18 protein-coding genes are annotated in these 23103 nt (G+C 52.0%); 4 read left to right on the forward strand and 14 right to left on the reverse strand.

Going from position 1 to position 23103, the window contains the following annotated elements:
- A complete protein-coding gene (locus JM656_RS16745; protein ID WP_203361311.1) occupies positions 1–1617 on the reverse strand; it encodes a mechanosensitive ion channel family protein in 1617 nt (538 codons plus the stop codon).
- A 409-nt stretch (positions 1618–2026) separates the two neighbouring features.
- Between JM656_RS16745 and JM656_RS16750 the strand changes: the two genes are divergently transcribed.
- Entirely contained in the window at positions 2027–4003 is a 1977-nt protein-coding gene (locus JM656_RS16750) for an alkyl/aryl-sulfatase (protein WP_203358745.1), read from the forward strand.
- Positions 4004–4192: 189 nt separating this feature from the next.
- Entirely contained in the window at positions 4193–4543 is a 351-nt protein-coding gene (locus tag JM656_RS16755; protein WP_203358746.1) for a YcgJ family protein, read from the forward strand.
- Positions 4544–4656: 113 nt separating this feature from the next.
- On the opposite strand, the gene JM656_RS16760 is transcribed toward JM656_RS16755, so the two are convergent.
- From JM656_RS16760 to JM656_RS16820, 13 genes are all read right to left on the reverse strand, one after another.
- Positions 4657–6210, reverse strand: coding sequence for a peptide MFS transporter (locus JM656_RS16760; RefSeq protein WP_203358747.1), 1554 nt, complete (start codon positions 6208–6210; stop codon positions 4657–4659).
- A 700-nt stretch (positions 6211–6910) separates the two neighbouring features.
- Positions 6911–7615: an oligogalacturonate-specific porin KdgM family protein gene (locus JM656_RS16765; RefSeq protein WP_203358748.1), complete on the reverse strand. Its 705-nt coding sequence runs from the start codon at positions 7613–7615 to the stop codon at positions 6911–6913.
- Positions 7616–8357: 742 nt separating this feature from the next.
- Positions 8358–9719 carry an ATP-binding protein gene (locus JM656_RS16770; protein ID WP_203358749.1) on the reverse strand — a complete coding sequence of 454 codons (1362 nt, stop codon included), beginning with the start codon at positions 9717–9719 and terminating at the stop codon, positions 8358–8360.
- A gap of 37 nt (positions 9720–9756) precedes the next feature.
- A complete protein-coding gene (locus tag JM656_RS16775; protein WP_203358750.1) occupies positions 9757–10431 on the reverse strand; it encodes a response regulator in 675 nt (224 codons plus the stop codon).
- Positions 10432–10757: 326 nt separating this feature from the next.
- Complete coding sequence (locus JM656_RS16780) at positions 10758–11438, reverse strand: acylneuraminate cytidylyltransferase family protein (protein WP_203358751.1); 681 nt, start codon at positions 11436–11438, stop codon at positions 10758–10760.
- A complete protein-coding gene (locus JM656_RS16785; protein ID WP_203358752.1) occupies positions 11439–12494 on the reverse strand; it encodes a nucleotidyltransferase family protein in 1056 nt (351 codons plus the stop codon).
- Positions 12495–12501: 7 nt separating this feature from the next.
- Entirely contained in the window at positions 12502–13152 is a 651-nt protein-coding gene (locus JM656_RS16790) for an acetyltransferase (protein WP_203358753.1), read from the reverse strand.
- Entirely contained in the window at positions 13145–14218 is a 1074-nt protein-coding gene (gene neuB, locus JM656_RS16795; RefSeq protein WP_203358754.1) for an N-acetylneuraminate synthase, read from the reverse strand. Before neuB ends, JM656_RS16790 begins: the two co-directional genes overlap by 8 nt.
- Positions 14215–15372 (reverse strand): UDP-N-acetylglucosamine 2-epimerase, encoded by a 1158-nt coding sequence (gene neuC / locus JM656_RS16800; protein ID WP_203358755.1) that lies wholly within the window; start codon positions 15370–15372, stop codon positions 14215–14217. Before neuC ends, neuB begins: the two co-directional genes overlap by 4 nt.
- A gap of 4 nt (positions 15373–15376) precedes the next feature.
- Positions 15377–16522, reverse strand: a complete 1146-nt coding sequence (locus JM656_RS16805) for a LegC family aminotransferase (RefSeq protein WP_203358756.1) — start codon at positions 16520–16522, stop codon at positions 15377–15379.
- A gap of 10 nt (positions 16523–16532) precedes the next feature.
- Complete coding sequence (locus tag JM656_RS16810; protein WP_238929161.1) at positions 16533–17738, reverse strand: UDP-N-acetylglucosamine 4,6-dehydratase; 1206 nt, start codon at positions 17736–17738, stop codon at positions 16533–16535.
- A gap of 48 nt (positions 17739–17786) precedes the next feature.
- Positions 17787–18083 carry a DUF1496 domain-containing protein gene (locus tag JM656_RS16815; protein WP_203358758.1) on the reverse strand — a complete coding sequence of 99 codons (297 nt, stop codon included), beginning with the start codon at positions 18081–18083 and terminating at the stop codon, positions 17787–17789.
- Positions 18084–18096: 13 nt separating this feature from the next.
- The gene (locus tag JM656_RS16820; protein WP_203358759.1) at positions 18097–19776 is read right to left on the reverse strand and encodes a hypothetical protein; all 1680 of its coding nucleotides are present in this window, start codon (positions 19774–19776) and stop codon (positions 18097–18099) included.
- 1058 nt (positions 19777–20834) lie between these two features.
- Between JM656_RS16820 and JM656_RS16825 the strand changes: the two genes are divergently transcribed.
- Together JM656_RS16825 and fliD are read left to right on the forward strand one after the other, a co-directional pair.
- Entirely contained in the window at positions 20835–21671 is an 837-nt protein-coding gene (locus JM656_RS16825; RefSeq protein WP_203358760.1) for a flagellin, read from the forward strand.
- 154 nt (positions 21672–21825) lie between these two features.
- Positions 21826–23088 carry a flagellar filament capping protein FliD gene (fliD, locus tag JM656_RS16830; protein ID WP_203358761.1) on the forward strand — a complete coding sequence of 421 codons (1263 nt, stop codon included), beginning with the start codon at positions 21826–21828 and terminating at the stop codon, positions 23086–23088.
- Positions 23089–23103 lie beyond the last annotated feature (15 nt).

The raw sequence follows: 23103 nt of genomic DNA on the forward strand, positions 1-23103 counted from the left end.
TTATGCCTCTGACTTTTCGGGCGGCATTGCGGGTGAGGCATACCAGTTTTCCTTCGCCACCATCACCGCCCCTTTCGGTTGCATCACAAAGTTCGGCGACATGATTTGCACATTGAATTCGTTGAAAACGTCCTGAATATTGCTATGCAAGGCATCGCGGGCAGCCGCCAGCGACGTATCGGGCTGCAGACGAACCTGTAGCTCATAAGAGATGTACCAGTCCATCAGACTGAGCTGGCGCACCAACGGCGGCTGCGTATGATCGATGCCCTGGGCGCGGTTGGCCGCCAGCTCAAGCATGGCATGCACCTGACGCCAGGGGGTGTCATAACCGATAGTGACGCCGACGGTTAAATTGACGCCGCCGTCCGGATTTTGCGCGCTGAGATTGGTAATTTTGCCACTGACCACCACCGCATTGGGAACCGTGACGACGTAGTTTTCCCGGGTAATAATCTTGGTAGCCAGCATACCGATTTCACTGACCAGCCCTTCGTTGTCGGCAATACGGATCACATCACCTTTGCGCAGCGCACGTGAATAGATGAGTACCAGCCCGCTCATGGCGTGATTCATCACCCCCGCAGAACCGAGTGTGAGCATCAAACCGAAAAAGACGCTAATGCCTTTAAACGCCAGTGAATTCGCGCCGGGAAGAAAAGGATACGCCGCCGAAAGCGCAAACAGCCACACCACCACGGAGATTAACTTACGGGTCGCGCCAACCGTTTCAGGGTGAATGCCCGGCAACGTCAACCGCCCGGCCTCCACCTGATTCAGAATCACTTTGAGCAATTTTAAAATCAGCGCGGTGATGGCAAAGATGAGCAGGACAATCATTAATCCCGGTAATGCGGAGACAATCGACAGCGCGATTTCCCTGACCACCCGCACTGACCAGTCCCCCAGTGACTCCCCCCACACCCGGGTCCATGGGAACAGGCTGAATACCCAGCTTAGCCAGACATAGAACGCAATTATACCGAGCAAAATCATCAGCAATGCATACAATCGGGTTTCAATCGCACCGACGAAACGCCGCCAGTTTTGCGGGACCCAACTGCGGTTTTCGAAAATTTTACGTCGATAATGTCGACGTACCCACCGCCAGGAGCGGTAAGCGCCATACCAGAACAGCGTGAGTCCCAGCAAACCTGCAGCGGTTTTCACAGCGGCGAGGGCAAGCCAGCCGCGGTCATACTGGTCGCGCAGCGAGGTGCGCTGGATCTCCATCCGGGCCAGTACGCGCTGTGCCGCCTGGTCGAGCGTCAGGTCGTCCCCTTCATCCAGATCCCCTTCCGCCAATAGCATGACCGGTTTACCGTTCATCACGATCAGCCGTCCCTGCTGGCGATAACGGGTGACAGGCACAATTTTCAACGGCTCGCGCACGTCGGCCTGGGTGAAATTACGCAATGTATTGTGGATACGCAGAACGCGTTCTTCTGGCGTGGTCAGGCCAAACTTCGCCTGCAACATGACAATGGGCTGATGAAAAATATACACCGTGCGCGCACGCTCTTGTTCTGTGGGCTGCTGTCGGGGTTCCGCCGCCTGGGAAGGGAGCGCCAGAATGACCATAAAACATGCCAGTATAGCGAGCAGCATCCTGTTCATCACCACCACCCAAAATGTATAATTATCGTTATTATTCATAGAGTCAAAACCAGAGGTCATCATTACTCTTTTTGAGCATAGACCAGCCTGGTGCTTTGTCATCTACCAACATGCTTCACCTTTCAGCGTTGCCCGATTTTATGCGGCCCTGTTTCAAGGCGTATAAACCCGCAGTGACGTTTACACCTCCCTCTCCCGGCATTATCCCCTTCATCGATTTCCCGTCTCAGATGCTTTAATCCTGATGGATTAATCGGAATGTTAAATAAAATTTATCAAATTAATTATTTATATGGATTAACTGGCTGAATGTTAACAACGGGTTATATTTAATTGCGAGGGTTACAGAATGTAACTTTAGGGATCGTACAAATATTCATCACTAAGCCTAAAAAATGTGAGAATCATAATGAGACTAAAACCCATCGCCAGAGGGCTTGCCCTGGCAGGCTTGTTAACAACACTCATTGTTCCAGCCTATGCCGACACCGCCTCAAAGGACGCCACATCGGCCACTAAGCAAGCCAACGAACAACTCTACAACCAGCTTCCGTTCTCCGACAACACTGACTTTACCGACGCCCACAAAGGTTTTATTGCCGCCCTGCCTTCCGACATCATTCATGGCGAACAGGGGAACGTGGTCTGGAACCCACAGCAATATGCCTTTATTAAAGAAGGGGAAAAAGCACCTGATACGGTAAACCCAAGCCTCTGGCGTCAGTCTCAGTTGATTAACATCAGCGGCCTGTTTGAAGTCACTGACGGTGTATACCAAATCCGCAACCTTGACCTGTCGAATATGACCATCATCGAAGGTAAAGAGGGGATTACCGTCGTCGACCCGCTGGTTTCTGCAGAAACCGCAAAAGTCGGTATGGATCTCTACTTTAAAAACCGCGGTAAAAAACCGGTGGTCGCTGTTATCTACACGCACAGCCACGTTGACCACTATGGCGGCGTGCGCGGCGTGGTCGACGAAGCCGATGTGAAATCCGGTAAAGTGAAAGTGTATGCGCCGGCGGGCTTTATGGAAGCTGCCGTCGCGGAAAACATTATGGCCGGTAATGTAATGAGTCGCCGTGCCAGCTATATGTACGGCAACCTGCTGAAGCCGGATGCCAAAGGCCAGGTGGGTGCGGGTCTGGGTACCACCACCTCTGCCGGTACCGTCACCCTGATTGCGCCGACCAATATCATTGAGAAAGACGGCCAGAAGGAAGTCATTGATGGGCTGACCTATGACTTTATGCTGGCGCCAGGCTCCGAAGCGCCTTCCGAAATGCTGTGGTTTATCGAAGAGAAAAAACTCATTGAATCCGCAGAAGACGTGACCCACACCCTGCACAACACTTACTCGCTGCGCGGCGCGAAAATTCGCGAGCCGCTGCCGTGGTCGAAATACATCAACGCGGCCATCGTGCGCTGGGGTGATAAAGCCGAAATTATCATGGCGCAGCACCACTGGCCGACGTGGGGTAATGAGAATGTCGTCAAACTGCTGAAGAGCCAGCGCGACCTCTACCGCTACATCAACGACCAGACGTTGCGCATGGCCAACGAAGGTCTGACCCGTGATGAGATTGCCGCCAACTTTAAACTGCCTGATTCACTGGCGCATACGTGGGCGAACCGTGGTTACTACGGTTCGGTCAGCCACGATGTGAAAGCCACTTACGTGCTCTATCTCGGCTGGTTTGACGGCAATCCGGCGACCCTGGACGAACTGCCGCCAGAAGAAGCCGCGAAGAAATTCGTCGAATACATGGGCGGCGCGGACGCCATCCTGCAGAAAGCGAAAACCGACTTTGACCAGGGTAACTACCGTTGGGTAGCTCAGGTAGTCAGTAAAGTAGTGTTCGCTGATCCGGGTAACCAGGATGCGCGTAACCTTGAGGCGGATGCGCTGGAGCAACTGGGCTATCAGGCCGAGTCCGGCCCGTGGCGTAACTTCTACCTGACCGGCGCGCAGGAGCTGCGTAATGGCGTGGTGAAAGGCCCGACCCCGAACACCGCCAGCCCGGATACCGTACGTGCGATGACCCCGGAAATGTTCTTTGATTATCTGGCGGTGCATATCAACGGTCAAAAAGCCGGTGATGCGAAATCGGTGTTCAACATCGACCTCGGTAGCGACGGCGGTAAGTACAAGCTGGAGCTGGAGAACGGCGTGCTTAACCACACCGCCAATGCCGAAGCGAAAGAGGCTGACGCGACCATTTCACTGAATCGCGACACGTTGAACAAAATTATCCTGAAAGAAGTCACGCTGAAACAGGCGCAGGATAGCGGCGACGTGAAGGTGACCGGTGATGGCGCCAAACTCGACCAGATGCTCGGCTACATGGATAAATTTGAGTTCTGGTTCAACATCGTTACGCCTTAATCCCATCCCCCCCGTGAACAGATCACGGGGGGTTAGTTAACGATTTTTCTGCTGTATTGACCCCTTAAGTTAAGGGAACAGCTCCCCCTCCTCCCGGATGTCTGCGGATAAGCGGTTGGCAGCGCGGTCTTGTTCCGATTAGACTGAACGCTCCCAACGACTTACTGAGATACTCCATTGATTAAAAACATGCTTTCATATTCACTGCCATTGCTGCTGGCTGCCGTGGCGACATCTGCCTGTGCAAAGCAACCCGCCGCGCTCCATTCTCCAGAAGCGGGCGTACTGTGCGACCAGTATATTTGCGCTGACAGCGCGAAGGGCGTTTCCCGCGATAAAACCGAAAAATACCTCGGTGAAAAAGCCGCAAAGAGACTGTTTTCACAGGGGGAATTTGATACGACCGAGTTTACCTTTGCCAACGGTACTTTCTGCGATGTCAAAGAACGGTTATGTCGCGAAGACCGGTACTACGGCACTGACGGGAAGCGTAGCGGCGCTATTTCAACGAAATATACAGAGTTGCTTTTCGGGAAGTGAAGGTAAGCCGGCAGTTCATCTCTGCCGGAAGCCATTCTGATTAAAGGCGCCCTTCAGACGGCAAAACCGGCACATTGCGTGCCGGTTTTTTTACGGTTCAACACCACGGCTTATCAGGCGTTGGTTACCGGTTTTGGCTCAGTTTTTACCTGAGCATTTGCCAGCATACGACGCACCGGAACAATCAGCACGATCAGCACAGCAGCACAGATCAGCAGCGCAATGGAGCAACGCGCGAAGAGATCCGGCAACATATCCAGTTGGTCAGCTTTCACATGACCGCCAATCAAACCTGCCGCCAGATTACCCAGCGCACTGGCGCAGAACCACAGCCCCATCATTTGGCCGCGCATTCTGTCTGGCGCCAGCAGCGTCATGGTGGCAAGCCCAATCGGGCTCAGACACAGTTCGCCAAGCGTCAGCATCAGGATACTCCCGACCAGCCACAGCGGCGATACGCCCGCCCCGCCGTTACTCAGAACGTTTTGCGCAGCCAGCATCATCAAACCAAAACCTGCGGCGGCACACAAAATACCGATCACGAACTTGGTAATACTGCTCGGACGCACATTGTTCTGCGCCAGCTTCGGCCATGCCCAGCTAAATACCGGCGCCAGCAGAATAATGAACAATGCGTTGATCGACTGGAACCACACGGCCGGAATTTCGAAATTGCCGATCATGCGGTTGGTGTAGTCGTTAGCAAACAGGTTGAACGATGTCGGCTTCTGCTCAAAGGCCGACCAGAAGAAGGCGGCAGACACCAGCAGAATAAAGCAGACCAGCAGCCTGGCGCGCTCTTTACGGCTGAGACCGGCAAACACAAACAGATAAATGAAGTAGAGGGCCACTGAAACCGCAATCACGTACACCAGCATGCTGGCCACCGCGACCGGGTTAATGACAATCACACCCTGAGCAATCAGCGTGACGACGATAGCCATACCGACCGCCAGCGCCAAAAGCCAGCCACCTACGCCCTTTCTCTTCACAACAGGACTGTTCCAGGTTGAGTCCAGGCCCACTTCGCTGTCATAGCGTTTCATCGCCGGAACGGCAAACACGCGGAAGATAATCAACGCCACCAGCATTCCGATACCGCCGATACCAAAGCCCCAGTGCCAGCCGTGGGATTTAATCAGCCAGCCGGAGATCAGCGGCGCGATAAACGACCCGATATTGATCCCCATATAAAACAACGAGAAACCGCCGTCACGACGCGCATCGCCTTTCTTATACAGCGTTCCCACCATCACCGAGATACAGGTTTTGAACAAGCCGGAACCGAGGACGATAAACATCAGGCCGATAAAGAACAGGTTATCTCCCATCCAGGCAGACAGTGCGATAGAGAGGTGACCGAGCGCAATCAGAATAGAGCCGTACCAGACGGCCTTCTGCTGACCGAGCCAGTTATCCGCCAGCCAGCCGCCAGGCAGTGCGGCAAGATACATGGTACCGGCAAAGATACCCACAATAGCGGACGCATTTTCACGGGCCAGTCCCATGCCGCCGTCGTAGACGGTCGCAGCCATAAACAGGATCAGTAAGGGGCGGATGCCGTAAAACGAGAATCGCTCCCACATTTCAGTGAAGAATAGCGATCCCAATGGATAGGGATGGCCGAAGAACGTTCGGCTTTCGTTTTGATTAACAGTGGAAGACATAAATTCTCCTGGAGAGGTGTTGTCGTGTTTATAAACACCAGAATGCACGCCGTCCTTTATGACGCTGGTCGTTGCTTTACATTCGGCGAAATATTATTTAACCATTTGATAACCGGTGGCTAGTTTTGTCTAGTACCAAATAGCATAATTTAAGATGAAAAGTCGACAAACATCTACTTCCACAGATTTTATATCGGCAAACCGTGAATAATGATTGACATAGAAACCTGCTCAAAAACTTTGAATATTTTCTTTAATAAACATAGAGTTGATAAAGGTGTTTTTGCATTTAAGGTGTATCGACATGGAATAACCACATTGGCTGTATTGATGTAAAAAAGATGACGTTGGTTCTCTGTACTCTCCAGGAGAGTGGGCGATTTCCCCTGATAAAGATCAACGAGTTATTGTCTGGAAGGTCAAAAAAAGGGCAGGCATCAATGCGGGAATAACAGCAGGAATAATTTGTATTGCATTGATTTTATAGAGTTTTTAGATTTCTCGTAGTAACAGGTGTCAAACAAACCAGCGCATCTGGGTTTATCGGTAAAAAAAGACGTCACTCGCCCGTAAAACGTGAGCAATGCCTCATAAATACAATAATCCATAAGCAAATCCCCGGAGACTGATATCAATCAGTCATCCGGGGAGCGGATTATACTGTCGCAGGAACACTCTGCGAATCGTAGAATTTCAACGATTAGAAGTTGTATTTAATCCCTAAACGATAACGGAATTCCATTTCATCTTCTTCGTCCACGGTGTTATAACGCGGTACATAACCGACTTCAGTATAAGGCGTCCATTGCTTATTAATCGGCATTGCCGCCGTCAAGTTGAACAACCAGTAACCGTTGTCACCTTCATAATCATCGTAGTTAGTAAAGCGACGCTCTACATCACCCATAACTGAGAAATGAGAGTTTGCATATCCTAACTCCCAGTTAAACTGGTTATAGTTTTTGTTAGCAACGTTTGGATCTTCATCATTCTGGATACCACCACGCCAACGAAGGGTTGTCACCCAGTTCTCGTTGAGTTTATAAATGGCTTTAACCTGTGCACGATAGCCAACAAATTTATCACCGTTATCGAGGTTTAACGCTGGCGCTAACGTCAGTTTATCGTTGATGACGTAGTTCTTGCCTAATTCCCATTCACTGCCGCTACCAGAGAAAGAACCGTTACCTTCTTTGAAACCATCACTCTGAACTTTTGTGCTTTCTTCCATTTTACCTTCAACGCTGGCGAAAACACCATTTGGCGCAGTGTGTGAAAGTTTTAAACGGTTAGCTTGTGTCTTACTGTCTTGTTTATACTCGTGGCGATAATCAAGAGTTAATGCCTGAGCACTTGCGGAAGATAAAACTAATGCAATGCAACTCAGTTTAAAAGCACGCGTCATTATTTATTCCTATTTTATTAAACTAAAAACGCACTCCGAAACAATTTCAGAGTAAAAAATAGACTACAAATCAAGCAGTACTGGCCGTTGCCTAAGAGCAGACAGCACCTGAGTAAAACGCCCCCATGACCTGTTCATGAAAACGTCAAACAAACGGGGAGATGTCATTAGATTGCAATAAAAATTAACAATCGCAGTAATCTTTTGGTTACATTGAAATATCATTAAAACAATTATATAAAATTAAAAGAACAGCAACCCAAGAAAACAAGAACATCGAACCCTGCAATATAAAACATCATTTCATAAACAAGATCTGTGACTTGTGAAATGGTTTTTATATCTCTAAAATTAAACAAATAGGATTATTTAAATAATGCGTACAAAAATACCCCAGGACGTAAAATTACTTATTCAGATAATTAATTTAGAATAATAAATAATTTATTCAGTCATAACGATGAACACCGCCATTCTCAGAACATTGACGGTTATCCTTCCTGGTATACTGTTTGCACAGTTCCATTAGAAAAATGGAACGATTTAAAAATGGATGCGTTAATTAAAAGAACGGTGGTTGAGGTGTAGCATAAAAAAGCAACCCGCAGGGGAAGTGGTCATCAGGATGACGTTTAATAATGGGATCAGCAGTGCATTAACTGATCGGATTTGCGCCGGAGAGGGTCTGTGAAAACGACGGCCAGATTTCGTTGACCGCCGTAACGTCATTACAGGAGACTGCCTAGTCAGTGAATATCAAAATAAAATGAGCCCCGCCCAGAGGGGACTTCTCAACCCTGATTTGCCCGCCATAACTGTGTACGATTTCAGTCGCCACGGCGAGGCCTATCCCCTGACCGGATGAGCTGTCGGCCCGCACCCCGCGCAAGAAGATCTGTTGTAACTTGTCCGGCGCGACACCGGGACCGTCGTCCTCGACCTCAATCTTCAGCCGATTGCAGTGATGGCTAACGGTCACCTTGATTTCACTGATCGCAAACTTGAACGCATTGTCGAGGAGATTGCCCATTAGCTCCATCAGATCGCCCTGTTCCCCGGCAAAAAAGACATCATCATCAAATAAAAAACGAGTCTGCAACTTCTTATGCCGGTAGACCCTGGAGAGGCTCGCCAGCAGTTTCTCGATGAGGGGCACCGGTTCAGTTCCCTTGCTGGCAAGGCGCTTACGCCCGGAGACCGCACGACGAAGCTGATACTGGATAATCTGATCCATAATAACTATCTGATCTTCGATATTGTCATGGCTCTCCCGACCGGACCTGAACTCCTGCGTCGTAATCTGGATCAAAGACAGACGGGTCTTCAGGCTGTGCGCCAGATCGTTCAAGGCATGCTGGTAGCGCTGAGTCTGTTGCCGCTCATTTTCCAGTAGCTGGTTGACCGATTCGGTTAAAGGCAGTAATTCCCGCTCGTAATTATGGGAGAGCGCTTCCCGTTTACCTTCCCGGATTTCATCTATTTGATGTGCCATGGTGCGCAGTGAAGAAAGGCTCCAGAAACAGGCGAGCATCAACAGAACACCGAGTAACGAATAAGCCAACAGCGCCTGGCGAATGCACCAGTAAAGATAGGCACGCGTGTGGGCACGAAAGTCGGCGTCGGAGTTGAACATCACCACATAGTAGGTAGTGGGACCATCACCATGGTTGCGCTGAAATCGCAGGCTGTAGATAAAGTAGCTCTCACCGCTTTTGATGGTGTAATGCTTGAAAAAATAATCCTGAGATAATTCCCCAAGGTAGTTCATCAGATCCTGACACAGGGTTTCTTTGGACTTGATCACCTCCGGGATAAACAGGCTCGACCAGCTCAGTTGGCCATCGGCGCGACAGATCAATGTGTCCAGCTCGGGATCGCTGATATCCTGCCTGGTGTTGTCAAAATTCTTGAACCCATGCGAGGCCGGATGCCCGGCAGAGAGGAGTCTGGACAGATTCTCCTGCATGCGGGTACTGACCTTCTGGGACTGCTCTTCGGCGTGCCCCATATAGAGCACATAAACCGAGAAGGACATCATGAACGCAATGATCAACATGGCGCTCATGATCAGCTTGAAATGGAGGGAGCGAAGGATCAGTTGCATGGGTTCTCGACAGCAGATAAAAGCTGGATAGTCGTATTCAGTTGCAGGGGATAGTAAAGATGTAACCCTGACGACGAATAGTGGAAATGGGCAGAATAGTTCCTTCTGGATCCAGCTTTTTGCGCAGACGGCTGACCATTACCTCCACGACATTCGGATCCCCCTCGCCATCGCCATAAAGCTGGTCGAGTAGCTGTTGCTTAGAGACGACCTGAAGGGCATTGCGCATCAAATACTCCAGGATCTGATATTCAAAGCTGGTCAGTACGACCGCCTCGCTACCAATGGTCAACACTTTACGGGAGAGGTCCAGTTCATAATTTCCCACCTTCACCCTGGGAGAGATGAAACCAGCGCTTCGGCGCACTAAGGCGTTGAGCCGCGCCAGCAACTCATCTTTCTGAAACGGTTTGACCATATAGTCATCAGCCCCGGCCTCCAGCCCTTCCACCTTATCCTGCCAACTGCCACGGGCGGTCAACACAATGATGGGAAAGGGTATTCGCCGCGCTCTCAACTCACTGATGAGTTGCACACCACTCAGATCAGGTAAACCGAGATCGATAATGGCCACATCAATAGGGTAATCAGCCGCATAGTGCAGTGCTACCCGGGCACGATCTGTGCTGTATACCTGATTGTCGGACTCAGTCAATAAACTGGTTAAATGATGATTAAGCAACTTGTCGTCTTCGACCAGGAGTATTTTCATAAGGCACACACACTTGCAACACTAAAGTTGCCAATTAAAGAATTTAACTTAGGGAGAGTCAATGGAATTTTAATCAAATAATCGAAACGTTGTATCAAAAATATGGGATGCAACTCACATAAAAAAACGAACACTCCTTAAAAAAAGTTATGCCCCTCCCTATTATGTTTTATTGCCAACCCTCTATTTTTACTTTTCGGCCAATAAGTACACCTATTTATTATAAGGATTTACCCTTGAAATGGGACATATGTCTTTTTTCAACGATATGCGTTATTTCAGTCATGTCGGTAGTTTTACATCTCTATTTAATGGCAAACGTGAGGTCATCGTCGGGTCATAATGATTTCTGCAATGTCGAAATCCAGCATGCTATCAATATCGATCGAGTCATCTTGCCTCATAATGTAGGCGTATGATTTATCGCCATAGATACCGGTTAAAGAACCCACAAATGTTCTGTCAAAAATATAGATAGCCCCATTAATCCGGTAATAGGATTCTAACTCCTGACTTCTCACATTATATTTTTCCTGAACAAAACCAGACATAGAATGATCTGCTGGTAGTTTATTACATAACTGAACAGGATGCTCCATTTTACAGACAGAAATAACGCTCAACGCTTCCATTTTCTCATACAACGCGTGAGCCTCAACAATATTTGACGCTGTTCGTAGCGGTGATGTCGGTTGCAGTAAGGTGATCGTATTCACGTTTCCCCACTGCGCCTCAACGATCGCAACCATATGAGAAATAACATCATTCGTCGTTGCCGTATCGCTTGCCAGTATAGCAGGTCTTAAACAAGGCACAATGGCACCATAGTGCTCTGCGATATCCGAGATTTCCTGGCAATCGGTACTCACCAGCACCAGATCAAATAATGTACTGTTTAGCGCAGCCTCAATAGACCAGGCGATCATGGGCTTACCGGATAAAACCTTTATATTCTTTCCAGGTAGACGTTTGCTCCCCCCACGTGCTGGGATGATGGCTATTTTCATTTACCATACCAACTGATGAATATCGGCCTGAGCACGATGGAAATCATCCAGACGGCCAATATCTAACCAATATTCGTGAATGGGAAACATCAAGACACTGGAGCCATTATTGATATTCGAATCCAGCAGCGCGGGCATATCAATGGATATCCCTTTGGGCACGCTTTTAAGAACCGTCTGGCTCAGCATATAAATACCTGCATTAACGAAATAACGGTGGATCGGTTTTTCTGTCATTTCGATAACTTTTTCGCCATCACAACTGATAACGCCATAAGGTACCTGGTATTCATACTGGCGAATACACATGGTCGCAGCCGGTGAGTGCGTATCATGAAATAGCATGAAACGTTCAAAATCGAGCGAGGTCAGCACATCGCCATTGATCATAATCAGGGGTAAGTCAGGGATGTTGTCGGGTAGCAACCCCAATGCTCCGCCGGTACCAAGAGGCGTTTCTTCGTGCACATATTCAATATTAACCCCCCAGTGACGCCCGTCACCAAAATAATCCCTGATAATGTCTGGCAAATAGTGGGTTGAAATATATATATTTTTGAATCCGGTTTTTGCAAAACGCTCAACCAGGATTTCCAGCATCGGCTTTCCGCCAATTTTCAGCATCGGCTTTGGACAATGATCTGTCAGCGGTTTCAGGCGCGTACCGAACCCACCCGCCATGATAAAGACAGGATTTTCATATCGCCGATGAGCCGAAGCCGTCTCCCAGGTTTCCAGCCCGACCAGGCGACCATCCTCAGCCACCACCGGAATAGAAAGAATACTGCGCGTCTTCATTTCTGAGAGGACTTCATTTCGGCTGCAATTCATGGGAGACGTCACCGGGTTGCAGTTCATGACCTCTGCAACGGCAGTGCTCAGGCTCACGTCAGCCAGAATTGCGCGTCTGATATCGCCATCCGTGACGACCCCCAACAGTCTCTCCTGATCATCAACCACCATGGCCACGCGCAGGGCTTCTTCATTGACGATAGACAAGGCATCACGCAGAGAATCCTGGGGTGATAACAAGATCTTTTTCCAATCTTTGCTCATTGCAATATTATCCCTGTTTATTATTCCGCTCGATCAGATAAGGACGGGCAGGATAGACAATGTGATTTTCAGGTAGGTTACGGGTCAAAGTCGCCCCCGCGCCGACAACAGCCTCGTTCCCCAGTTGCAGCCCCTGGACAACGACGGCTCCGCTGCCGACATGCACGCGCTCCCCCAGAGTCACGCCACCACATAACACAGCGCGCGGGGCAAGATGAGCGTGGCGGCCTACCACGCTGTCATGCTCGACAATGGCACCGGTATTGATGATGCTGTTGTCACCAATCTGCGCACCGCTCTGTACAATGGCCCCCGGCATCACCTGTACCCCCTGTCCGAGGCTTGCATGGGGGGAGATAACCGCTTCTTGTGCAAGTACGCAGGCAAAGCGATATCCCTTTTCGCTATAGCGCGAAAAGATTCGGGCGCGCAGTCCGCATCCCGGTAATGAGCCTATCCCGTTGACCAACAGGTATTCTTCGGGGGAAACCGTCATACAGAGCGTCTCGTCCTGCCACAACGGTAATCCAGCCAACGCCCCTTTTCCTGATGAGTCTGGCGCAACCAACGCAAGGATCGTCTGCCCCTGTCGGGTGAGGATATCGGCCAGTACTGAAGCATGCCCCCCTGCGCCGATCATAATCAGCGGCTTATTCACGGATCAGATCTCCCGCCAGATAGGCATGACTTGCTCGCTTGCCGATCACATCCCACCAGGAATAGGGGCTCATGCCCTCACCGGGTCGCATGATCGCCACGTTCTGCTCATTGAGCACGGTACCCGGTGCGATGTCGCAGGCCGCCACCAGGCTCTTTCTGGCAATGGCTTTGTTTTTCAGCTCACACGGACGCGGCCCCTTGATGCCATTGCCGAGCGCCACCTCCACATTGCGGATCGCATTGACCATGTCGGCCAGCTCAGACGGCTCCAGTGACGCTTTGTGATCGGGCCCGGCCATCGTTTTATCGAGGGTAAAGTGTTTTTCGATAAGACAGGCACCACGGGCGGCAGCGGCAACAGGCACCGTAATGCCCTCGCTATGGTCGGAGTAACCCACCGGCAGGCCGAAGGCCTGGGCCAGCGTCGCCATGGCATTAAGATTGATATCAGACATCGGCGCCGGGTATTCGGTGGTGCAGTGCAGCAGCGTCACTTTTTCGCGCAGCGCCGCCTGCCCCTGCGGTGAGGCATAGGCCGCCATAAAGGATTCCATACCCGGCGTTGCATCGTGTTCCCGAACCATGCCAAAGGCGATGACCGCCAGGGCTGATTCCACCTCGGCAAGGGTCGCCATCCCGGTGGACACAATCAGGTTGCAGCCACTGCGGGCATGCCTGAGGACAAAGGGCGCATTGGTCAGCTCACCAGAGGGAATTTTCAGGGTTTGCAGCTTGAGATCGCGAACCAGGAAATCAAGACTGTCGTCATCAAAAGCCGTGGAAAGAAATCCGATCCCCAGCGCTTCGCAATGGCGGATGAGGCTAAGATGCGCGTCAAAAGAGAGCTCTAATCGGGAGAGCATGGCGAGCTGGCTTTCCGATTTTCCCGTATTAGTCGTCTGATAATCGGCTTGCCGGGCATTGCCGGTAACCAGTTTATCTGCCCTGAACGTTTGAAATTTCACGATGTCTGCACCGGCCTGATGAGCAGCATCGACAAGCGCATGGGCCAGGGACTCGTCCCCATTATGATTGACGCCGGCCTCGGCGATAATGCGGATCATTGAGGTAAGCTCCTGGCGATATCATGAAAAGCTTTGGCTGATGTCAGCGGATAACGACGCAGTACCGCCACAATACGGGCGCTCACATCCCCCGTGCCATACGGGTTGGTAAAGGCACTGGCGGGAAGAGGACACAGCGCGTCGTTGATGGCAGACGAAATAGAGGCGCTATCGGGCTGGCAATTCACCACGCTGGCAGCCGCCATTCTCCCCTTCTGCCGCTGCCCGATATTCACCGTTGGCACCCCGAGCGAAGGAACTTCGATGATGCCGCTGGAAGAGTTGCCAATAACGGCAGCGCAATGTTTGACCGCACTGAGGTATCGCTGGTGGCCCAGAGAAGGGATAGCCAGCACCCGTTCGGGCTGTAACGCCGCATAGTGCTTAAGCAACGGAATGAGTTGTCGCCCGCCATCATCCGCGTTGGGATACGTCACTATGACCTGGTAATCGGGGTAATCATCCAGCGCGTTCAGCAATGCCTGAGAGCTCTCTACCGCAGGTTCTGAAAAGAGGGTGACGGGATGGTAAGTCACCACGAAATAGGGTTTGTCGAGCGCGAACCCGAGGGATGCGCTCAACGCATCCCTGGACATCAGCGGTGTCCTGTCGATGTGATCAAGCCCCACGGCCCCCAGATTGAACACGCGCTCAGGCGCTTCTCCAAGCTGGATCACGCGCTGACGATAGGCGTCATTGGCGGTGAAATGGAGATAACTTAGCTTGGTGATCGCATGACGAATGGCATCATCGTAAGCGCCTTCGGTAATTTCACCGCCATGCAGGTGCGCCACGGGAATTCGCATGATCATCGCCGCCTGTGCCATCGCCAGCGCCTCGTAACGATCCCCGAGGATCACCAGCACATCCGGCGTAAGCCGTGCCAGGGCATCGGCCATACCGATCAGCGCAAGCCCCATGCTTTTGATGACGCCCACCGCGGTGTCAGAAGAGAGCAGCATCTCAACGCGCTCATCTATCTGAAAACCATCCTGTTCTATCTGCCGGTAGGTCAGTCCGAATTCGGGTGACAAATGCGCGCCGGAAACCACCGTTTTCAGTTCCAGATCGGGAGCCGCAGCGATCTCTTTCATCAACCAATAGAGCAACCCATACTCCGCCCGGGTGCCGGTAAAGACAGCAATTCGTCTCATTGCGTCAGACCTCAACAGGCGAACTGGGCAGGTTAATCACCCGGCTTTCAAGCCACTCAGAGACCTTCAGTTCGCCGCGAAGCGCACCAGCAAACATCGGCAGTCGATGCATCAGTTTCCAGACGGGGCGAGTCATCACGCCACTGGCGTTGGTTTCTGTCAGCAACGCGTCACGCTGGGTCTCGCTCTCGCAGATGATGGCATTGAGCCAGTAGTTGGAACTCGCGTATCCCGGTTCCCGTACAAACTGACAGTCCTGGCCCCGGAAGAACGCCGCGTAATGGTGTGCTAATGCCCGTTTCTGTTTCAGGAACGTCGGGAGTGCTTCCATCTGAGCGCATCCCAACGCAGCATTGAGATTCGGCAGGCGGTAGTTAAACCCCGGTTCATCGTGGAAAAATTCGTAAGGATGGGGCACCTTCGCCGTCGTTGTGACATGCCGGGTATGAACGCCCTGCTCTACACGCCGACATAACACCATACCGCCGCCGCCCGTGGTGATTATCTTGTTGCCGTTGAAACTGAGGGTGCCAAACTCGCCCACCGTACCCGTATGTTGGCCCTTGTAGAAGGATCCCAGGCTTTCAGCCGCATCCTCGATCAGGATCAGGTGCCATTGCTGGCACAGCAGCAGTAATTCATCCAGTTCAGCAGGGTGGCCGAAGGTGTGCATCGGCACAACCGCCTTGATACGCTGCCCCGTTCGCTTGTGGTAGCACCCCAACTCGGTCAGCACAGCATGCTCTTGTAGATACGCCTCAACGGCTCGCGGGCAGAGGCTCAGACTGGTTTTCGAGACATCGACAAATACGGGTTGCGCGCCCATGTGGTAAAGCGCATTGCAGGTTGCCACAAACGTCAGGGCCTGGGTGATCACCAGGTCGTTTCGCTTAATACCGGCCATGTATAAGGCGGCGTGAAGCGCAGCCGTTCCGTTGACGGTCGCAACCGCACGCGAACTGCCGGTAAACGCCTCTATCCGGCGTTCAAATTCACCGACATAGTTACCCACGCTGGACACAAACGAACTCTCAATCGTGTCCGTGACGTTAATGCGTTCCTTTTCAGAAAAAACTGGCGCATGCAACGGGATAACCCCATTGGTTTTATAAATATCGCGAATAAACGCGACCAGACGGGATGATTGCATTTGATCCACCTTACATCTTTGCATCAAGATACTTACCGGTTTCCTGATGACCGAAATCGGGTATCACCTCGAAGAAAAGAGCAACGATCTCCTCCTTGCTCCATCGACGATTTGCTCTCATCGCGTTAATTTTTTGCTCAAAGACGTCCAGCAATTCTGACGGGTAAATGGGGGCATTTTTAATCACGCCGATACGGTTGAATCGCGCCATATCCAGTATTTCTTTTTCCGTAAAGAACTCTTCGACCTCTTTTTCGCCTGTCGTATCGCTGGTGGTGAACAGGCAAGGCCAACGCCCTTGCTCCGGCAATGTTCTTGCAAGCTCGCGCGCCTCATTTTCATCCCGACAGAGATACGGCTCATACCCCTGCTGTTGAAGGTATTTGGCGGCGATCTCCGCAAAGGTGATGAGATGCTGTTCTTCGCGCAATTTAGGGAAGAAAATGTCTCTGTTTTCACCGAAAATGCAGGACATCAAACACAGTTCACCGGCCTCCTGCGGGGTCACGAAATAGCGTTTTATATCGTTCGGGGCCACGATCGGTTGATGCTTCTGCAGCCTCTGATTAAAACCGTGAAGCAGGGAACCATCTGAGAACGCCACATTGGCAAAACGCGCGGTAGAAATAGTGATTTGTTCGCTTCTGCGCATCAGGAACATCTCCATAATCCGCTTGGAGGCACCCATCATATTGACGGGGTTGGCCGCCTTATCGGTGGACACACAGAAGTATTTTTTAACGCCTGCCGCAATCGACTGTCGAAGTGTCTTGTCAGTATTGAAGACGTTGACGTCGATCATTCTCATCAGGGTGTACGGATCTTTTTCACTGCGTACATGCTTGAGGGCAGACAAGTTGAGAACATAGTCATACTGGCCATCGGCCTCGATAAACGCGTCATACTCGAGAGAACCGATATCCAGGGCAAAGGTCTGAAAATCCCCGTCGATATAACCCAGTGAACTGCGGATATCACGAACCAGTTCGACGATGTTGTTTTCACTAATATCAACAACATGCAGTTTTTTGGGCTGGCGTTTAAAAATCTCCCGGGTGACGGCCTGACCGATTGAGCCTGCGCCCCCTAAAACAAGAAAGCGGGACTGGGAAACGTGTCGATCCAGCGCGGATCCAACATCGCCGATGTCCTGAACAAACAAGGCGTCAGTTCGCCCAATAAGGGGAAGTATCGAAAGCATGGTGATTCCTGGCAAAAATTGTCATGTGTTTAACTCAACAGCCCACATCCCGTTCCGGGCAGCTTATTTACGGATCTCAATGACCCGGCCCGCGTCATCCTGACGTTGCCTGATGCTGGTTTTCTCTGTATCGCCTTCCCGCAACCACCCCAATGCGCCGTTTTCAGTCACATCGTCCAGCACACCGCAGCGAATAGTCTCTTCGCCGTTCTGCAACTCAGCGCCCTCGGAATAGCGTTTACCGTCGAAGTAACAGGCACGTTCGCTCAGGCTGTCGGTATTAATGTTGAATTCAGTCCGGTTCGCCACAGCCTGTGCGGACAGCAGCGATAACAGCGTGAACATCAGGCGCGTTCTCATCGATTTCCTCACTTCACATTAGAATCACATATTTCTTCTGGGCATTAAGGATCCCCAAAATCATGTGCTGCTGAGTGCCCTGGCTGCTCACGGGGCTATACTCCGTCCAGTGATAACCCCAGGTATGCAGGTCTTCCCGCCCCGCAGGCACGGCGAAGCAGTCGAAACGGAAGTCCGCCTCTTTGATTGCTGCGAGGGTAAATGCCTGCAGATCTTTGCGTGTTACCGTGTTCATGTGCTCGCACACCGCGGTAAAGTCCGGGCTCGTCTCATCAATCGCCAGAATGCACTGGAACCCCATCCGAATCAGATTGTCCAGGCTCTTCTCCAGGGCGACGAACTCATCCGGGTGGCTGATATAAAAACCCAGCGTCAGCGTCTTTTGCGGCAATGTCAGACCCGATCCGCGCTTAATATCATTCATTGCCCTCATCCCCGCTAAAGACTGGCTGGTGTATTTATCCCAATACGGATAAGGGATTTCACCGCGCCGATAGAGTTCGCTGTAGAGCACAATCTGCCGTTCTTCCACGATACCCAGCAGCAGCGCCAGTCGTTGCAGGGGCCACTGACGCAACGCCACGTCGCGCGGCACGTTTTTCTCAGGCGGCGCGAGAATGAAGGGGATCTGCTCCTTGCTCAGACTCAGGTGGGTGCTGGACATAAAGCCGCAGATGCCCCGAAAAGGGGTCTTGAGCATTAGCAGCAATTCCATCGGCATAGATGCCGGCAGGGGAATAAGCCGGGGATGTTGGCGAACAATATGCTCATTTACGATGTAACCTGCCGGATGCCCCTTAAAGAGCAAAGCCGGCTTGCCGCGAATATAAAGAGGAGAACCCTCCTTGCGGATATGCTTGAGTAAATCGTGATGGAGTCGGATGATCCCGCGCGCGGCCAGGCCTTGTGCGTCCTGAACGTTTTGCGATGTTCCCAGCACGATGATCGCATCCTCGCACCCGGCCAGCTGCTGCTCCAGGGATACCCTGTCAACCCCAACGGCGCGGAACAACCACGCCTGCTGATGGGGGGCCAACAAATCAAAATCCCCCCAGTCGGTCCGCTCCATATGGGGGAGCAGTTCGTCGGCCAGCGATTTTAAGGCGGGCAAGCGGGTCATAATGTCAGGTCGTACCATGTGGTAGCGGGTAGGATAGAACCGGTGCCACCCCTGCCCCACGATTATCTTGTCTTGTCCCGGGCCACTAAAGCCGACGCTACGAGGAGATTCATAGAGATAGCTCTCAAGGCGAGACAGTATCGCTTCTCGTTGTGTCAGCCGCTCCGGTTCATCGCTTAACTTGAGTAACTCACAGTAGTCGAACGTTCCATCTTCATAGAGATGCAGCATCCGCACCGGATATTTGAGAAAGTGCAGTGCGTTAAGCAGCGGCGCCAGCGCATCCGAGCTATAGATAAGATTGGAGTGAATCTCAACCTCGATGCGCCCATGCTGCTCGCACAGCGCAATCAATCGCTCGTAAACCCCAATGACAGGGGCGATGCCCTGCTTAAAATGCTGATGGCGCGGGTGCAGCTGTTCGCCATCCTGCAAGGTCGAACGTCCCCAGGTGGTGAGGGACGTTGTGTGCTCTTCTTCGCTGTGACGGCAAAAATGGAGCAACTGTTGCAACATGGGCATCGTAAAGGGATCAAGATAGATCCGCACCAGATGGGGGAGAGGCTGAGTCATCAAACTTTTCTCTGTCTTCGCTTACTTTCACGGCATAATTGTCTGGTAAAAAGCAAATACCGTGCCAACAATGAATCATCCTCCGACGTCCCTATTGCTGGTCAGTTAATCGCTGGCAAACCGAAAGCCTGAGGTATTTATCCAGAAGAAGTAGCATGCTGGTTTCGCGAAGGGTTCCGTTCACTTCATGTTCTTCGCTTCTCTGGCATTTCATGCCCCGTGAACGGGTTAAGGGTGCTATCGCCGCACCCTTAACAATCCCAGCTCCCGGCAGGAAAATTGCCGCTTCGCGGAATATTCGCCCCATCACTGGGGCTCACCCCTTCGGGGCCAGTTCAGGAACTGTTCAAAATTGCTCCCTGCAATTTTGTCCCTCCGTTTATTCCTCCAGGCTACCGGGTCGGGCGCGAGGTAACGTCCCTGTAAAACGCGCCCTGAACCCGCATCCCTGCGGGTTCCCCCGGCCTTACGGAAACACGTCGGCAATTTTCGGCCGGACCCTTCCCACACCTGACCATCTGAGTTTTTGGTTAAACAGCCAAACGGAAATCACTGAAAGTCAGAATGCGGAAGCGACACCACGGTCCGGCTGAAAATCGATGAGACGTTGACGGCTGACCGGGGCCGCCCGCAGGGACGCGGGCGGAGGGGACGGCCTGCAGGGATGCAGGCTCGACCCCGACCCGAAAGGCAGACGGAATAAGGCGAATATATCGCGAAGCGACGATTTTCCCGCCGGGAGCCAGGGTTGCAAGGGAGGCTCCCTTGCACGTTCACGGGTAGTGTGGTTTCAGAGAGGCTGTGGACATAAGGTGAACGTCACCCTTCGCCAGAGTGACAGATTCTCCCTCATTTCTTAACTGACCAACATTACTCCATCTCCCCTCTCTTTCGTCGTTATAGGCCTGCCCAAATAAAAAAATCGATCGTCATTTAAGTTACTGCCCCAACCTGCCGTTTTTTCACTAGATGGACAGGTAGCCCGGCCAGCCGGGACCTTCTTCGATATGCGTAATGTCGTATTACGTTTCAGCTAGCACTTTATAAGGAATATTGTCATGGCTATTTCTATTCAAACTAACTACGCCTCCCTGGTGGCTCAGAACTCCCTGGCCAAGTCCACCGAATCCCTGAACACCTCCATGGAGCGTCTGGGTACGGGTTACCGCATCAACAGCGCCAAGGATGACGCCGCAGGCCTGACCATCGCCAACCGCATGAACACCGATATGGTCGGTATGAACGCCGGTATCGGTAACATTGAAAAGACCCAGGACATGCTGCAAACCGCTGACCAGGCGATGGCAGAACTGACCAGCATCACCGACCGTATGACCGAACTGGCAACCCAGGCATCGAACGGCACGAACTCCACCGCTGACCTCGAAGCTATGGACTCTGAATTCCAGAAACTGGCTGATGAAGCGAACCGTATCGTTACCGACACCCAGTACGCGGGCAACAACCTGTTCGATAAGCTGGCTGCCGGTTCTATCAACGTACAGATTGGCCGTAACGGCTCTGCAGACTCCATCAGCGTTGATGTTTCCACAGAAATTACCGACATGCGTACTGCAATCGGCAGCATGGGTACTATGACCCTGACCGGCAGCGGTAGCGCCCAGGCGGTACTGAGCGGCCTGAGCTCAACCTCCGACACCATCTCGGCTGCCCGTTCTTCCACCGGTGCTTATATCAACTCCCTGGAACACACCAAGAGCAACCTGATGAACGTGGAGATGAACACGGAGGTGGCGAAAGGGCGAATCATGGATGCCGACTTCGCGGAAGAAGGGGCCAACATGTCCAAGCAGATGATGCTGCAGCAGTCCGGCACCATGGTCATGGCCAACGCCAAATCAATGAGCGGCCTGGCCCTGAACCTGATCGGCTAATTATCCGGCTTACCGTCTCACTAAATGGACTGCCCCGGCAGTCCATTTTTTTGTGATGGTCCTGAATGTGCTACGTCTGCATATCGTTAAATGAAAATCGGCACGATTCTTGCTTTTACGATGTTCAGCGCTCACTGAGAGGCATACACACACTATGATCAACCCCTCCTATCTGGCCAGCTACTTCACCGCCCTTGAGCGGGCGCCTTACGATGAGCGCTATCAGGCCCAGATGGCCGATGTGGACGCACAGATCGCCGCCTGGGGAGAAATTGAAACCGCCATTACCAGCGTACAGACGGCAGCGAAAGCGCTCTATGCGGACAACGACGGTTTCAATACCACCAAAGCGTCAGTATTACCGGAGAACTCCGGTGCGACCGTATCAACCGGTGCGGGCGCCATCCCGGGTCACCATGAACTCTATGTCGAGCAGGTCGCCAAGGCGCAGCAGGAGTCGCTCAACTTCGGTACCAGCGGCAATGTGCCCGCCGGCACCCTGACGATTGATGGCACTGATGCCGATGGCAACCCGATAAGTCTGGTCATTGATACCAGCACTCTCAACCCGCCTACGGTCGAGTCACTCTCTAATGCCATCAATGCCCAGGGCGATGATCTGGGGATCTCAGCCTCGGTACTGAAGGACGATACCGGCAACTACAACCTGGTAGTGACCAGTGACGATACCGGCGTTGATAACGGGTTTACCATCAGCTTCTCCGACCCTTCCGTCACCCAGAAAACACTGAGCCAGGCGCAAAACGCCATCGTCTGGTACGGCGGTCAGAATACCGGTATCCGCTACGAGTCCCAGAGCAATACCATCAGCGACATGATCCCCGGTGTCACTATCAACGTCACCCAACCGGGTCAATTGACGATTGATGTCATACCGGACACCGAAGCGATCACCACGGACGTACAAGCCTTTGTCGACAGCTACAACGCGATGCTCGACGTGTTCACCACCCATGTGAACACCCCGGAAGGCGCGCTGTATGCCAACGGCTCGGCACGCGGCATCCAGAACAGTCTCAAGCAGACGTTCTATACCGTCAGCCCGGACGGCATGATGATGGCCAACTACGGCATCACCTCCGATCCCTACACCGGTAAGCTGACGCTGGATACGGAAGAGCTGCAAACCGCGCTCACCGAGAACCCCGAGGACGTAGCCGCCCTGTTCAAAGACGTCGCCACGCAAATCGACGATCTCGTTTACAACTACACCTCCACCAGCGGCACCATCTACAACGCCCAGCAAAGTCTGGATAAAGAAAAAGCCAGCATCCAGTCCGATATGGACGCGCTCGATCGCCGTATGGATAAGGTCTACCAGCAATACCTGAAAGAATTCAGCGAGATGGCCGAGTACATCAACATCATGAACGCCACCTCGGCCATGTTCCAATAACCCGGCAGGAGTCGC

Origin of the sequence: Citrobacter sp. R56, assembly GCF_016811995.1 — a bacterium.
Taxonomy (GTDB): Bacteria; Pseudomonadota; Gammaproteobacteria; order Enterobacterales; family Enterobacteriaceae; genus Citrobacter_D; species Citrobacter_D enshiensis.

Bases quoted from the DNA above. Each gene is read 5' to 3' on its own strand.
- JM656_RS16825 (WP_203358760.1), top strand. From the start codon at position 20,835: ATGGCTATTTCTATTCAAACTAACTACGCCTCCCTGGTGGCTCAGAAC.
- JM656_RS16755 (WP_203358746.1), top strand. From the start codon at position 4,193: ATGCTTTCATATTCACTGCCATTGCTGCTGGCTGCCGTGGCGACATCT.
- JM656_RS16745 (WP_203361311.1), bottom strand. From the start codon at position 1,617: ATGAACAGGATGCTGCTCGCTATACTGGCATGTTTTATGGTCATTCTG.
- fliD (WP_203358761.1), top strand. From the start codon at position 21,826: ATGATCAACCCCTCCTATCTGGCCAGCTACTTCACCGCCCTTGAGCGG.
- JM656_RS16785 (WP_203358752.1), bottom strand. From the start codon at position 12,494: ATGAGCAAAGATTGGAAAAAGATCTTGTTATCACCCCAGGATTCTCTG.
- JM656_RS16765 (WP_203358748.1), bottom strand. From the start codon at position 7,615: ATGACGCGTGCTTTTAAACTGAGTTGCATTGCATTAGTTTTATCTTCC.
- neuB (WP_203358754.1), bottom strand. From the start codon at position 14,218: ATGATCCGCATTATCGCCGAGGCCGGCGTCAATCATAATGGGGACGAG.
- JM656_RS16780 (WP_203358751.1), bottom strand. From the start codon at position 11,438: ATGAAAATAGCCATCATCCCAGCACGTGGGGGGAGCAAACGTCTACCT.
- JM656_RS16750 (WP_203358745.1), top strand. From the start codon at position 2,027: ATGAGACTAAAACCCATCGCCAGAGGGCTTGCCCTGGCAGGCTTGTTA.
- JM656_RS16775 (WP_203358750.1), bottom strand. From the start codon at position 10,431: ATGAAAATACTCCTGGTCGAAGACGACAAGTTGCTTAATCATCATTTA.
- JM656_RS16805 (WP_203358756.1), bottom strand. From the start codon at position 16,522: ATGCAATCATCCCGTCTGGTCGCGTTTATTCGCGATATTTATAAAACC.
- JM656_RS16770 (WP_203358749.1), bottom strand. From the start codon at position 9,719: ATGCAACTGATCCTTCGCTCCCTCCATTTCAAGCTGATCATGAGCGCC.
- neuC (WP_203358755.1), bottom strand. From the start codon at position 15,372: ATGAGACGAATTGCTGTCTTTACCGGCACCCGGGCGGAGTATGGGTTG.
- JM656_RS16820 (WP_203358759.1), bottom strand. From the start codon at position 19,776: ATGACTCAGCCTCTCCCCCATCTGGTGCGGATCTATCTTGATCCCTTT.
- JM656_RS16760 (WP_203358747.1), bottom strand. From the start codon at position 6,210: ATGTCTTCCACTGTTAATCAAAACGAAAGCCGAACGTTCTTCGGCCAT.
- JM656_RS16815 (WP_203358758.1), bottom strand. From the start codon at position 18,083: ATGAGAACGCGCCTGATGTTCACGCTGTTATCGCTGCTGTCCGCACAG.